Source organism: Aquimarina celericrescens (assembly GCF_042682765.1).
In the GTDB taxonomy this organism is placed as follows: Bacteria; Bacteroidota; Bacteroidia; order Flavobacteriales; family Flavobacteriaceae; genus Aquimarina; species Aquimarina celericrescens.
The window spans coordinates 884,908-898,411 of the sequence record NZ_JBHUHY010000002.1 but is presented as its reverse complement, the minus strand read 5'-3'; the positions used below and the strand labels follow the sequence as shown (position 1 = coordinate 898,411).

The following is a 13,504-nucleotide window of genomic DNA, read 5'->3' as shown; positions in this document are numbered from 1 at the left end:
TTAAAACAGGCTTTCGCTATTGCTAAATCAGGATTGCCGTTTGATGAAAATTATGTGTCAAGATTAAACTAATAAGACTTGGTTTTTAACTCAGTTCTTTGTTGTCTATAGTACTTTTACAGGTGTCTCTTGTTAATTTTGTAGAAATAGTTAGAAATTGTAATAAAGATAATTTATTTAAACTACCTTATAACAAAGCACTAAATCTGATAAATAGATCGGTTAATTATAAATTAGAATGGAAACATTAAATCAAATTTTAGAATCTGAAATCTTTACTTTTCGGACTTATACACTAAAAGTTTCTCAATTGGTTAGTATTTTAGTAATCATTGTTGTAACTAAATTCATACTTTGGGTACTTAAAAAAGCATTTTTTCGTAAAAATAAATCTAGCAAAATAGATACTGGAAGCACCTATGCCTTATTAAAAATTATTAAATATATCGTATGGATTATTGCAATTGCATTAGTCTTAGAATCCATTGGTATTAAAGTTACTTTATTAATAGCAGGTTCGGCCGCATTATTAGTGGGTATTGGTTTAGGATTGCAGCAAACATTTAACGATGTAATATCTGGGATTATATTACTTTCAGAACGCTCTATAGAAGTAGGAGATGTTTTAGAAATTGATAATGATGTAGTTATAATTGAAAGTATAGGTTTAAGAACTTCCAAAGCAATGAATAGGGATGATATTTCTATTATCATTCCAAATTCTTTGATTACCACCAGTAAAGTAATTAATTGGAGTCATCAATCACATCAAACCCGTTTTAAAATTAATGTTGGTGTAGCTTATGGAAGTGATGTTGATTTTGTGATTAAAAGTTTAGAAAAAAGTGCCTTTGAGCATCCCGAAATTCACAATAAGAAATTGATCGAAGCTCGTTTGTTAAATTTTGGAAGCTCATCATTAGATTTTCAACTTTTATTTTTCAGTGCCAACATTTTTAGAATTGGAAAAATGAAAAGTGACATTCGAAGATTAATCAATAAGAATTTTACTAACAATAATATAGTGATTGCATTTCCTCAAATGGATCTGCACCTTAAGTCCAATACTAGCAAATAAAATAAGCACTATTAGATTAATGATTTTTAGAACTAATATTTTTGTCTTTCTAGATTATTTTTTCAATAAACAATGTTTCTTTGGTATTATAGACAACGCCAAATATATGAATCGGAGCAAGGCAAACAAGCCTGAATAATCGATTTATTTGCGCATTTTTATTTCTCATTCAATTTATAAAAATCTAGCGCCACTGCAAAAAGGAAAAGACCTTTCCATCTGGGACTAAACTTTGCTCTGATTTCATATATAATGTTAACCACTTTTTGTTATTCGTTGATTTTTGCTTTCAAAAAATTATAAAAAAATGAGTTCTTTAAATATTCTTCACATTTTTCTTGGCTTTCTATTTTTTGATAAAGTTCGATTTTATATTCAAAGCCTCTTAGATTAAATATTATTTGATCTTTTGTTTTGTCCAAGGTTAGATTTTTAATTACACTATCTATGTCGCTTTTTAGCTTTTCAGGTTTTTCAATTTCTGAATAAATTGTTTCCGATAGTTCTTGCTCACTAGTGCTTTCAGATCGAGTAGCCCAATCAGGATACATATTCTTATAATTATACTCAAAAGCTCTTTCTATTAGAACAGATATAGCTTTCTCTGGATTATCTAAATCATTATATAGGCGATATTTCCAAAAGGCTAAATCAACTTTTTGAAAAATAAATGCAGTCAATGAAGATGTCTCATATTTAATATCTTTATCTGCAATTTCAACATATTCAATCGCTTTTGAAAACTCTCCATTTTTTGCATAATAACTTGCCAAGGACATTGTTGAGTGGTACCTGTAATTTTTAAATGGATCTCCTAATTTATTATTCTTATCCTTATCGTTTACATTTGAGTTAATTAACTTATTATAATAACCCAATAAATTCGATTCATCACCTTTTTCACTGTAATAATAAATAATGTTTCGTAAAGTTGTTGCGTAAGTAGAAGAATTCTTTTTAGCCTTTTTTTCTATCTTTTTCCAAACCTTTAGTGCTTTTTCTTTATTTCCTTCTCCGTATAATTCAATACCTACATCGATTTGATCATCAAGATCATTTTCTTGCGAGAATAGCGCAAAATTTAACAATAAAATAGATATGAGTAATATTCTATTCATATTTTCAGGTATTGTGGTTAACAATTGTATATGTGTAAAAGTAAGTATATTTCAATTATGAAAACACTTAAAAACATTTGTAAGTATTTATAAATGTTTGTAAATGTATATCCAGATGCCTCAAAAATCCATATATCTTTAATCGAAATTGCTATAATTATCATCTATAAAAGCCCTCTTGCTTTAATCTCAAGGTATTTATTGATTGTACTTACAGTAAGATCTTGTGGAGCAGTAAGTACAGTTTGTATACCGTGTTTTTGCAGCTCTTTGACCATTACCTTTTTGTCATACGCAAATTGTTGCGCAATGGTTTGATCATAAATAGTTTGCAGCTCTTCGGCTTTTTGATTGATCAAATGATCCAGCTCTGTATTTTCAAAGAAAATTACGACTAAAAGATGCTTTTTTGCAAGCGCTTGTAAAAAAGGTAATTGGCGCTTTAGCGATGAAATATGTTCGAAATTGGTATATAAAAGTAGTAGACTACGATGGGTGACTTGCCGTTTTATATGTGCATACAACAAACCAAAATCGGCATCCAGAAATTGAGTTTTTATATTGTATAAGGTTTCCGAAATGTTATTGATGTACGTTTTTTTTCCGCTGTCGGGTAAAAAGTCATTTACGGTATTCGAAAAGGTAAGCATGCCCACCTTGTCATGTTTTTTAAGGGCGATATTTGAAAACGCTAGCGTACTGTTAACCGCATAATCCAATAAGCTTAACTCGTTAAAAGGCATTTTCATTACCCGGCTGGCATCAATTATAGAGTAAATAGGCTGTGATTTTTCGTCTTGAAATTGATTAATCATCAAATTGCCATGTTTAGCAGTGGCTTTCCAGTTAATGGTTCGCACGTCATCACCAAGTACATAGTCTTTAATCTGCTCAAACTCCATGGTATGCCCAATACGCCGTATCTTTTTAAGTCCGATTTGGGTTAATTTATTATCAATAGCCAGAAAATCGTATTTTTTCATCTGTATAAATGAAGGATATACCTTTACCATAGCAGATTTATCAAAACTATAACGGCGCTTAGCCAAACCCAGACGAGTCATGGTGTAGATATACAGATTTCCAAAGATGTATTCTCCTCTTTTGACAGGTCGTAATGAGTATTCAAAATCTAGTACCGATTTTGGAGGGATGCTTCCGGTTTTAAGAAAATCACGTTTCTGAAACTGTACCGGGATTTCATCAATAATCTCGATATGAGTAGTAAAACTGTAGTTACTTTTTATTCGTACCGGGACAGCATTAAAATCACTATTTGAGAATTTATCCGGTAGTATTCTATTAGCATCAATCCCATTTTTGGTATTGTATAAAATGACAATATCAAATAGAAAAGTAATGACTAGTGCCCATGCCATTAACCAGGCTATTGGGTACAAAGTAGTAAACCAATACGACAATAAAAATAATATCGCAATAGTGATGAGTATATAAAACACCCGGGAATTAAGATATAATGACTTTAAAAATTTAATCAAAACTTATCTTGGTATTTCTACAGATTGCAGGATCATTTCAATAACATTTTCTGTAGTCATTCCTTCCATCTCGCGTTCTGGAGAAAGGATGATACGGTGTCGCAATACCGGGAACAGCGATTTTTTAATATCCTCTGGGGTGACAAAATCTCTTCCGCTTATGGCAGCAAATGCTTTTGAAGCATTCATTACAGCAATCGATGCACGAGGAGACCCGCCCAAATACAAATGAGGATGATTTCTGGTCTTGGTAACAATCTCTGCGATATAGCTTAATATCTTTTCTTCAACAATGATCTCTTGCGTTTTTGCCTTAAATTCCTGCAGCTTTTGAGGAGTTAGAACAGCATTAACCATTTCAAGAGGTTTTTGTGTTTTTCTTTCGTGATGCGTTTTCAAAATGTTGATTTCGTCTTCTAGGGCAGGATACTCTACCTTGATTTTAAACAAAAACCTGTCTAATTGAGCTTCAGGTAGTGCATAAGTGCCTTCTTGCTCAATTGGGTTTTGCGTAGCCAAAACCATAAATGGTGGTTCCATAGGATATCGAATACCATCAATGGTTACCTGTCTTTCTTCCATCACTTCAAACAAAGCAGCTTGGGTTTTGGCGGGAGCACGGTTAATTTCATCGATAAGCACCATATTCGAGAAAATAGGTCCCTTTTTAAACTCAAAATCGCTGGTTTTCATATTTAAAACCGAGGTTCCCAGTACATCACTTGGCATAAGATCTGGAGTGAATTGAATTCTATTAAAACTTGTATCTAGCGTCTTTGCAAACAATTTGGCAGTAATTGTTTTGGCAATTCCGGGTACTCCTTCTATCAAAACATGACCATTAGACAAAAGCGATACAATCAATAACTCGATAAAATCTTGCTGCCCCACAATTACTTTTGCCAATTGCGTTTTCAGTTTTTCGGCAGCTTCCTGTAATTCACTAAGATCAATTCTGTTTTGAAAACTCAGGTTTTGATCTGCCGACTCTGTCTGCTTACTTGGTTCCGGATTTATATTATTTGTCGTTTCTTCGTTTTCCATACTCTAGTTCTTTTAAAATATATCGTATTACACGTGGCTTTTGAATGATGTTGTCAACTCATATAGCCTGCTTAATTCTTCTTTATTAATTTTTTGTTTTTTATGCAGCTCATCAAAATATCTGAACAGTTTTTTGGTGTCTTCTAAATTATTATTGCTTCTTGCCGAAATATCGATTAGTGTTTTTTCATCAAGATGGTCTGTAGGTACTCTTAATGTGTTTCGTACGTAATCCAGAAACAAAAGATTTTGCTTGGTAGCAATTTCTTTGTGCTTTTCTTTTTCAAAATACATACCACTAATGGTTCTGGTAAATGCCAGCGTTTGATTTTTTAACGGAGTAATAATGGGGATGCTTCTTTGTTTTCGCTTTCCTTCAAAAAGAATGAATAATAAAACACCTATCAGCACAAAATAATAGGCCCATTTTAAATATCGATTGTTCAATAAAAGAAAGAGGGGAGAAGTGTAAAATGTTTTCCCGGTCTTATAATAATTGTCCCAAAGTATTTGTTGTGATGGATTTATATATGCTAATAAATTTTGAGTGTACCTATAGTTATTATTTTTTAACATAAAGTAATTTCCAAAGGCTTCAGGGAACGTATGCAATAAAATTGCTCCGTCTCCAAATGCTTGTTTGATGTAATTTATATTAGGTTCTTTTATTTTTAAGGTGTCATTATATAACTGCATAACTCCTAGTGCAATAGTATTGATAGTATCTATAGCGCTAAAATATGGGTTCGAGATGTCTCGTTCATATAAGAAAGGAGATTTGCCTTTGAGAGAAGTATTGGTGAGTTCTACCATAGGTTTTGTAGAGATATTATCTAAAGATAAGAGATTGTCACTTTCAAGATGAAGTGTATCTAAAAGTTTACTTTCTATTAATTTTGAAGAGATAAATAAGGTGTTACCTTTTTCGACCCAACGCAATATTTTGTTAAGTTCATCTTCTCCAAAATTTATCGAGCTGTTTACAAAGAAGTAGGTTCCGGTAATAGTATCATTATCTGTAAGAAACTCGTAAGGTGGTTGATTGATGTCCTTAAAACGATCATCTTTTAAAGTTTCTTTTATAACATCATGAGATACATAGGTTCCCAAAGGGATTTTATCTGCCTTGGCATAGCTTGGAAACCAATTGACAGGCTCTGGTTCACTAGCTTCCAAATATGTGAGCAAACCAATGGCTGCTATAATGAGTATGATAAATATTTTGGCCGTTTTGCTCATTATATTAACGTTGAATATGATTGCTTATCGATTTAAATTCTTTCTCTGCTTGTAAGTATGATTTTTCATTAACCTCGAAGTTTCCGTACCAGATATAATCATATAATTTGGTGATTACAGTAAATTGATCCTTTAATGCAATATCATTCAGTTCCTTAATATAATCTGTATTCGTTTTTTGGGATTCCCAGGTGATACATTCTAAATCAGATAATTTCTTCAGAACAAATAAGTAATAATACCTTATAGCGAGTCTGTAGTTATGGTTTTGCAATGCCTGATTAATAAGCTGCTGGATATCCTGATTCTGAATGATATCTTCATCATCTGTTAGTTCGACCTGCGCGGGTACTTGTTTCTCCAGAAGCATATCAGATGGATTTACTTTCATAAATAGCCAGCCCAACAAGAAGAGCACGCCAATGACCACCAAATAAGGTAGAATTTTTAAAACTATGGCCCAAAAACCGGTAACTTCACCTGCTCCAAATATCCATTTAATAAATCTAAGCCATAGCTGATTTACCCATTTTTTAAATCGTGTCCACCAATTATCTACTTCTTTATATTCGGTATAATTAAAATCATCTTGCTCTCGATATTCTTTTAGCTTCTGCTCATCAAATTCTTTTACTTCTTTTTGAGAATCAAGATCATATACCACCTCTTTATTTTCTGAAGTAACGGTGCTATCTTGAATCTTCGCAGATACAGAGAAAGATATAAAGAATAATAAGCAATAAAGAATTTTCAATATATTCAGTATTTTATCTGTTTATTTTTCCGGAACATTTCTACATGATCAGTGCAGATCTGGAGTGGGTTAATTATCATTTTAGGGATATCACCAAAATAATTACGAATCGTTCCCTAGTGAGTCAATTTGCTCTAGGGCTCCTGTGGCATATTTTCTTTCATTTAGATTAAAATATATAAAAGCAGAAGCAATAGCAGTAATCACATATAATGCATATTGAGCAGCAGACGCTATCGCATTTAAACCAATAAACACCCAGTCAACCATGGCAGCAGGGTTAGCATATGTTCCTTCTGAAGCCGCTGTAAATGTTTTGGTAAATGTATAGATTAATGCCGGGACAGAAAATATCATACTTATAATCCAAATAATGATTCCCAAAACAAAAAGAGTGGCAAAGGTTATCCACCATTCATTTTTTACAAGCTGAAAACTTTCACTTATAGCATCTGTAACACTTACGTTGCGAAATACCAGTATTGCAAATACCAAACTCATAGGTACGTACAAATAAATTCCGGGTAAAAAACAAAGAACGAAACCAAAAAATATGATAATTCCAGAAAGGGCTCCCAGCCCTAGAATGCTACCAAAATCCTTTCTTACTCCTTGAATAACTGTATTATAATCTATGGTGCCTTTATTGTCTGTATATGCTTTGATATAGTGTAAAACGCTTCCGAAAAGTAAACCGTAAAATGCAAGAAGCGCTGCCAGCATTAAGAATAATGAAATTAATATTCCGCCAGAGTTAAACATCTCTCCATTACTGATGCTTACCGGGTCGAAAAGATTGGAAGACGAATAGGTGTAGTATGCAGATGCAAGTAAGAGCAGAACAAATGGTATGCCGCAGGTTTTCATTAATATAGAGAATAGAGATTTACCTTCTTGCCTTAAAAAAGCAAAAGTATCGGTTAAGATATCACCTAATTCTCGTTTCTTTTTAAATTCTATATACTTGTTATTAGTATTCATTTTTTGATTTGTTATAAAGTTGTCTGGGGTAAATTACGTAATAAAATAAGATGAGGCTTAATGACCCAAATATGATAAAAATAGCTAGCCAATCTGGCATTTCTGTATGTCTGGTCACAAAACCTTCTAAAAATCCTGCAATAATAAAGAACGGGATGGTACTTATGACAATTTTTAATCCGGCTTTGACTCCGCGAACAAACGAGGTGAGTCGGGTATACGTCTTTGGAAATAAAATTGAATTGCCAACGACCAGGCCAGCACAGCCTGCAATAATGATTACAGAAATCTCAATAGTACCGTGAATCCAGATGGTACGTACACTTTCCCATAGCAATCCTTTATCATAGAAAAAATACTGAAAAGAGCCTAACATGATAAAGTTTTGCATGAGCATGTAAATGGTCCCAATACCAAATAGTACGCCCAGTATAAAACAATTCAATGCTACTCGTATATTATTGATAGTAATGCCCAAAAACATATTGGTTTCTCCCATTTGTTTATATACTGCCATAGGATCGTCATTTGCTATATTTTCTAAGGTCATATTCACATAACGATCTCCGAGAATTGATCTGACGAAGGCTCCGTCTGTAGCAGAAGAATAAACTCCGATGGCAGTAAAAAGGGCAGCAACTAAAAAAGTAATAAGCAATTGTTTTTGGTATTGATAGAACTCAAGTGGGAATTCTTTTACCCAGAATGAATAAAATCTATTTTTTTTCTCCTTTTTGGTTTTATATATTTTTTGATGAGCGTTTGATGCTAGACCATTAAGATAACTAAGTGTTTGACTGTTAGGATAAAAAGTTTGCGCATAACTAAGATGATCAGTAATTTCTATGTATAAATCAGAAAGCTCATCTGGAGCGATTATAGCATTATTAACCAGAACACTTTCAAATTTTAACCATTTATCTTTATTTTGCTTCACAAAAGCCGCCTCACGCATGTATCATAGATTAAGAGGCTCAAAGAAACATAATTAATGGATAATTTTCAAATAGAAACCGCTCAAAATGTTAGTATTCAACAAAATGTTGCAGGTATCGGTGAGCGCATATTAGCATATCTTATTGATTTGTTGATTTTCATGGCATATTTTATTGTTATACTCTTTGTTATTGGTGCCCTTGATATTAATACGGGAGATCAATGGGCATTTTGGCTAATCTTGGGGATGCCTCTATTTTTATATTTTTTATTGTGGGAAACCTTTTGGGATGGAAAAACTCCCGGGAAAGCTGCAATGAAAATTAAGGTAGTACGCTTAGACGGATCAAGGCCTGCGTTTTCAAATTACTTGATACGGTGGTTGCTTAGATTACTCGATATTACTTTAGCCTCTGGTGGTGTTGCTGTAGTAGCAATTTTATTAAATGGAAGGGGGCAACGTCTGGGCGATATGGCTGCCGGAACAACGGTAATTAGTGAACGACAAAGAGTACAATTTAGCCAAACTATTCTAGTTGATATTCCTGAAGATTATTCACCAATGTACCCACAGGTAACAGTTTTTAGTGATGCTGAAATGCGTACTATAAAAACATTGTATTCTGAAGCAAGAAGAGACGCAGATCACAATGTGATTTTACAACTTTCAAAAAAAGTGAGTGCCATGATGGATGTTACTCCACAAGAAAAACCATTACATTTTGTAGATCGGGTGATAGCAGATTATAATTATTATACCCAGCAGTTGTAGTGGTTTGGAGTTTCAGGTTTTAGTATTAAGTATTGAGTATTGAGTATTGAGTATTGAGTATTGAGTATTGAGTATTGAGTATTGAGTATTGAGTATTGAGTATTGAGTATTGAGTATTGAGTATTGAGTATTGAGTATTGAGTATTGGGTATTGAGTATTGAGTATTGAGTATTGAGTATTGAGTATTGAGTATTGAGTATTGAGGTTTGAGTATTGGGTATTGGGTATTGGGTATTGGGTATTGGGTATTGGGTATTGGGTATTGGGTATTGAGGTTTGAGTATTGGGTATTGAGTATTGAGTATTGAGTATTGAGTATTGAGTATTGAGTATTGGGTATTGGGTATTGAGTATTGGGTATTGGGTATTGGGTATTGGGTATTGGGTATTGGGTATTGGGTATTGAGGTTTGAGTATTGGGTATTGAGGTTTGAGTATTGGGTATTGGGTATTGGGTATTGGGTATTGGGTATTGAGGTTTGAGTATTGGGTATTGAGTATTGAGTATTAAGTATTGAGTATTAAGTATTGAGTATTGTACATTTATTTAGGTGCCTACTGACTACTTCGTTATAACACAAGCTAATTTAACTCCTAATACCTAATACCTCACACCCACTACCTAATTCCTATGCCAAAGCTTGATATTACTAGTCCGCGCACTGGGTTGGGGTCTCCGGGCAGCGCGGGCGGCTCTCCCTGGTGTGCGGGTACGTTTTTGTCTTGCGCGGGAGGATTCATACCCTGTGCGGAGCATGGGTCTAGTGCCGCTGATCGATAAAAAAGTGTACGGGCGGATCAATACCCTGCGTGGCGTATCTAACGAGTGCCGTTGGTTGATAAAATAGTGCGTGAAAGATATTCTCACTACCACTGCTTAAAAAAGATAGCTATGTAGATGTTTTTGGCTTACCGAAATACATTTTTTCTAAGGCGAAAAATAATGAAATTAATGATTTTTTATAGGTATAACCCCAATCAAGTAAGTATTTTACCTCAAACCTCAAACCTCAAACCTCAAACCTCAAACCTCAAACCTCAAACCTCAAACCTCAAACCTCAAACCTCAAACCTCAAACCTCAAACCTCAAACCTATTTTAGTACTTCTGCTTTTATAAAAATGTTTTTTAGTGGCCATTCACTGCCATCTACAGGAACATTAGATATTTTATCAACAACATTCATCCCTCTAATCACTTTACCAAAGATAGTATGCTCACCGTCTAAATGATTAGCTCCTTTTTTGGCAACAACGATGAAAAACTCATAAGGAGTAGAACGATTTGAGGGATTATCAACCCATTGTTTGGATAAAGCAACAGCACCACGTACATGTTTTAAACCCTTTACAGGTTCTTGCGGAATGGTATAATCTCCTAATTCAAAACGTCTTTTGGCCATTTGTTGCCGATCGCTATTTCCTCCCTGGATTACAAATCCTTTGGCAACACGATAGAAGAATGTTTCATCAAAATATTTTTGTTTCACTAAATAGATAAAGTTTGCCCTATGAATGGGTGTTTCTTTATACAATTGTATATCTATGTCCCCAAATTTTGTTTTTATTCTAACCAAAGTTTCAGGATTTTTCTTTCCGTAGTCGATCATAAATTCCCTTAAATTATCATTGGTAAGTTTAAAGGGTTCCTCTTTTGGATTTTCCTTTTCAGAATCGCGAGTTTTTTTATTTTTCAACTTTGATGTATCCTTCCTAACGATTTTATTACTTTCAGAAATAGTGTTTGTTTTCTTAATGGCATTCTGCTTATTTTTTTTAGAATGTGTATCTTCACAATTAAAGAAAATAATTGTGCAAACGAAAAAGAAAAAAATAGATCGAGTAAATGACATTTGAAACTTTTAAAGATTTAATCCCAAAAATAAAAAAAATGTCAGTACCGGGAGAATCATCACATTTTATTATGGCTCCAGAAATTAGAATACAGGAGTTAAACAGATTTAAAATTGAGGAGAGAAATCCTAGAAATGCTGCAGTAATGATGCTTTTTTATCCAAAAGAAGCACATGCGCATATTGCTTTGATTTTGCGTCCGGAATATGAAGGGGTACACTCTGGTCAGATTGCGCTTCCTGGTGGAAAGGTAGAAACCTATGATCGAAGTTACACTGAAGCTGCTTTACGAGAAACTCAAGAAGAGGTGGGAGTCATAAGAAATACAGTAAACGTATTAAAATCTTTGACTAAGGTATATATACCACCCTCTAATTTCTGGGTACATCCTTTTTTAGGCTATACAGAAAATAAGCCCGATTTTGTATTACAAAAGGAAGAAGTAGCTAAAGTTATCGAAGTTCCGGTATCTGAATTACTTAATGATCGCAACGTCACCTCGCAAATGTTGTCTACCTCGTATGCAAAAAATATAGAGGTACCTTCCTTTGAATTAAATGGTTACGTTGTTTGGGGTGCAACAGCCATGATGTTGAGTGAGCTTAAAATGTTTATAAGGACGTCTATAGCGTTATGATTTTGTATCTTTGCCCTTCTAAATACAACTGTTTTTTTAAGTATGGGATTATTTAAAAGAAATCCATTTGGTCATATATTATTTCTAAAAACCTGGCTTATCCGTATTATGGGAGCCATTACACATAGGCGCTACCGTGGTTTTAATGAATTACAGATAGAAGGAAGTGAAATTTTTAAAAATCTTCCTGATAATGGGGTGCTTTTTGTCTCTAATCATCAAACTTATTTTGCAGATGTAGTAGCGATGTTTCATGTGTTCAATGCTAGTTTGAGTGGTCGAACAGATTCAATAAAGAATATAGGATACCTTTGGAAACCGAAGCTTAATCTATATTACGTTGCAGCCAAAGAGACCATGAAGGCTGGTTTATTGGCCAGGGTTTTGGCCTATGCGGGAGCAATTACCGTAGAACGTACCTGGCGAGAAAAAGGTCAGGATATCAACAGACAGGTAAAAATGAGTGATATCACTAATATCAAGAGAGCTCTGGAAGATGGTTGGGTAATTACATTTCCGCAAGGTACTACTAAACCTTTTAAACCAATTCGAAAGGGCACTGCTCATATCATAAAACACTATAAGCCTATAGTAATCCCTATCGTTATCGATGGATTTAGAAGATCCTTTGATAAAAAAGGGGTAGTCATTAAGAAAAAAGGAATCCTGCAATCAATGGTAATAAAACCAGCTCTTGATATAGATTATGAAAATGATTCTATCGATGATATTGTAGAAAAACTTGAATATGCTATCGAGCAACATCCATCTTTTCTTAAAGTAATTCCTCAAGAAGAATTAGAAGCGGCAGAAGAACTGAACAAAAAAAGGCAATGGGAGTATTGATTAGTTTTTTATAAGCGTATTTGGTTATTTAGCAAACATTTGATTTAGTGCAGATGATCATTTAATACCAGGAGGCTAGGTGTGCCTGCTAATTTTGTAGGAGCTGTGTATAATTGTAGTAATCTAGAGGAATAATTGTAGTTTTAGTAAGCCAAAAGATAGTATGATCTCTTGGCTTTTTTTATAGTAACTCAATAGTCATGAAAACACTCTATTACATTATCTGGCACATTCCCCAAAAACAATAGAATTCTTCATATTCATATCCAGGTATCGAATTTAAAGCACTGCAATCAGCATGACTATAACAACGCATACCTGTGTTACCTCCATTAATAGATTTTTGCTCTTTTTTATTTAAAACTTGAGCTCCTCTTAGTTGCATTATTTTTTTCATTTTATTGGAAATTATTTGTTTTCATTATGGCAGCAAACATTTTAAGACAGTTGCAGTTCTCTGTCTAGTATTTTTATAACTTCCTGTTTTTTTTAACCTTTACTAGTTGTTCAAAAAATAGAACCAGGTATTCATGCAAATGAACATCGAGAAAGTAGAACTACGTTTCCGTTAATTATTTTTTCTACTCCACAACTTCCTGAACAGCAATCACTATCTTCTATACATCTTATTGTTACATTTTGACATCCATAAGAACCACCTTGAATTGATTTCTGATGCTGTTTTTTAAGTACTATAACTCCGTTTACTTTTAAAATTTTGTGAATCACTGTTTGATATTTTAAAT

14 protein-coding genes are annotated in these 13,504 nt (G+C 33.6%); 4 read left to right on the top strand and 10 right to left on the bottom strand.

What is annotated here, in order from left to right; genetic code table 11:
• The first annotated feature begins 238 nt into the window (after window positions 1-238).
• Window positions 239-1,078 (top strand): mechanosensitive ion channel family protein, encoded by an 840-nt coding sequence (locus ACFSJT_RS03845; protein ID WP_378318880.1) that lies wholly within the window; start codon window positions 239-241, stop codon window positions 1,076-1,078.
• Between the two features lie 269 nt (window positions 1,079-1,347).
• Here the strand turns inward: ACFSJT_RS03845 and ACFSJT_RS03840 are convergent, their stop codons facing one another.
• The 7 genes from ACFSJT_RS03840 to ACFSJT_RS03810 form a co-directional block, all read right to left on the bottom strand.
• Window positions 1,348-2,196 (bottom strand): hypothetical protein, encoded by an 849-nt coding sequence (locus ACFSJT_RS03840; protein WP_378318879.1) that lies wholly within the window; start codon window positions 2,194-2,196, stop codon window positions 1,348-1,350.
• Window positions 2,197-2,360: 164 nt separating this feature from the next.
• Window positions 2,361-3,692, bottom strand: a complete 1,332-nt coding sequence (locus ACFSJT_RS03835) for a DUF58 domain-containing protein (protein WP_378318901.1) — start codon at window positions 3,690-3,692, stop codon at window positions 2,361-2,363.
• 6 nt (window positions 3,693-3,698) lie between these two features.
• Window positions 3,699-4,739 carry an AAA family ATPase gene (locus tag ACFSJT_RS03830; RefSeq protein WP_378318878.1) on the bottom strand — a complete coding sequence of 347 codons (1,041 nt, stop codon included), beginning with the start codon at window positions 4,737-4,739 and terminating at the stop codon, window positions 3,699-3,701.
• Window positions 4,740-4,766: 27 nt separating this feature from the next.
• On the bottom strand, window positions 4,767-5,978 hold the full coding sequence (locus ACFSJT_RS03825; RefSeq protein WP_378318877.1) for a DUF4350 domain-containing protein: 1,212 nt from the start codon (window positions 5,976-5,978) through the stop codon (window positions 4,767-4,769).
• A 4-nt stretch (window positions 5,979-5,982) separates the two neighbouring features.
• Window positions 5,983-6,732 (bottom strand): DUF4129 domain-containing protein, encoded by a 750-nt coding sequence (locus ACFSJT_RS03820; protein ID WP_378318876.1) that lies wholly within the window; start codon window positions 6,730-6,732, stop codon window positions 5,983-5,985.
• A gap of 102 nt (window positions 6,733-6,834) precedes the next feature.
• Window positions 6,835-7,713, bottom strand: coding sequence for a hypothetical protein (locus ACFSJT_RS03815; RefSeq protein ID WP_378318875.1), 879 nt, complete (start codon window positions 7,711-7,713; stop codon window positions 6,835-6,837).
• The gene (locus ACFSJT_RS03810; protein WP_378318874.1) at window positions 7,703-8,668 is read right to left on the bottom strand and encodes a stage II sporulation protein M; all 966 of its coding nucleotides are present in this window, start codon (window positions 8,666-8,668) and stop codon (window positions 7,703-7,705) included. Before ACFSJT_RS03810 ends, ACFSJT_RS03815 begins: the two co-directional genes overlap by 11 nt.
• Window positions 8,669-8,704: 36 nt before the next feature.
• Between ACFSJT_RS03810 and ACFSJT_RS03805 the strand changes: the two genes are divergently transcribed.
• Window positions 8,705-9,421, top strand: coding sequence for an RDD family protein (locus ACFSJT_RS03805; protein WP_378318873.1), 717 nt, complete (start codon window positions 8,705-8,707; stop codon window positions 9,419-9,421).
• Between the two features lie 1,094 nt (window positions 9,422-10,515).
• Here the strand turns inward: ACFSJT_RS03805 and ACFSJT_RS03800 are convergent.
• On the bottom strand, window positions 10,516-11,274 hold the full coding sequence (locus tag ACFSJT_RS03800) for a peptidylprolyl isomerase (RefSeq protein ID WP_378318872.1): 759 nt from the start codon (window positions 11,272-11,274) through the stop codon (window positions 10,516-10,518).
• A 38-nt stretch (window positions 11,275-11,312) separates the two neighbouring features.
• Between ACFSJT_RS03800 and ACFSJT_RS03795 the strand changes: the two genes are divergently transcribed.
• Both ACFSJT_RS03795 and ACFSJT_RS03790 read left to right on the top strand, forming a co-directional pair.
• Window positions 11,313-11,912 (top strand): NUDIX hydrolase, encoded by a 600-nt coding sequence (locus ACFSJT_RS03795; protein ID WP_378318871.1) that lies wholly within the window; start codon window positions 11,313-11,315, stop codon window positions 11,910-11,912.
• A 42-nt stretch (window positions 11,913-11,954) separates the two neighbouring features.
• Window positions 11,955-12,758 carry a lysophospholipid acyltransferase family protein gene (locus ACFSJT_RS03790; protein WP_378318869.1) on the top strand — a complete coding sequence of 268 codons (804 nt, stop codon included), beginning with the start codon at window positions 11,955-11,957 and terminating at the stop codon, window positions 12,756-12,758.
• A 214-nt stretch (window positions 12,759-12,972) separates the two neighbouring features.
• On the opposite strand, the gene ACFSJT_RS03785 is transcribed toward ACFSJT_RS03790, so the two are convergent.
• Window positions 12,973-13,143, bottom strand: a complete 171-nt coding sequence (locus ACFSJT_RS03785; protein WP_378318868.1) for a hypothetical protein — start codon at window positions 13,141-13,143, stop codon at window positions 12,973-12,975.
• 143 nt (window positions 13,144-13,286) lie between these two features.
• Window positions 13,287-13,487, bottom strand: coding sequence for a hypothetical protein (locus ACFSJT_RS03780; RefSeq protein WP_378318867.1), 201 nt, complete (start codon window positions 13,485-13,487; stop codon window positions 13,287-13,289).
• Window positions 13,488-13,504 lie beyond the last annotated feature (17 nt).

Bases quoted from the DNA above. Each gene is read 5' to 3' on its own strand.
- ACFSJT_RS03830 (WP_378318878.1), bottom strand. From the start codon at position 4,739: ATGGAAAACGAAGAAACGACAAATAATATAAATCCGGAACCAAGTAAG.
- ACFSJT_RS03825 (WP_378318877.1), bottom strand. From the start codon at position 5,978: ATGAGCAAAACGGCCAAAATATTTATCATACTCATTATAGCAGCCATT.
- ACFSJT_RS03845 (WP_378318880.1), top strand. From the start codon at position 239: ATGGAAACATTAAATCAAATTTTAGAATCTGAAATCTTTACTTTTCGG.
- ACFSJT_RS03840 (WP_378318879.1), bottom strand. From the start codon at position 2,196: ATGAATAGAATATTACTCATATCTATTTTATTGTTAAATTTTGCGCTA.
- ACFSJT_RS03785 (WP_378318868.1), bottom strand. From the start codon at position 13,143: ATGCAACTAAGAGGAGCTCAAGTTTTAAATAAAAAAGAGCAAAAATCT.
- ACFSJT_RS03805 (WP_378318873.1), top strand. From the start codon at position 8,705: ATGGATAATTTTCAAATAGAAACCGCTCAAAATGTTAGTATTCAACAA.
- ACFSJT_RS03800 (WP_378318872.1), bottom strand. From the start codon at position 11,274: ATGTCATTTACTCGATCTATTTTTTTCTTTTTCGTTTGCACAATTATT.
- ACFSJT_RS03795 (WP_378318871.1), top strand. From the start codon at position 11,313: ATGTCAGTACCGGGAGAATCATCACATTTTATTATGGCTCCAGAAATT.
- ACFSJT_RS03810 (WP_378318874.1), bottom strand. From the start codon at position 8,668: ATGCGTGAGGCGGCTTTTGTGAAGCAAAATAAAGATAAATGGTTAAAA.
- ACFSJT_RS03790 (WP_378318869.1), top strand. From the start codon at position 11,955: ATGGGATTATTTAAAAGAAATCCATTTGGTCATATATTATTTCTAAAA.
- ACFSJT_RS03815 (WP_378318875.1), bottom strand. From the start codon at position 7,713: ATGAATACTAATAACAAGTATATAGAATTTAAAAAGAAACGAGAATTA.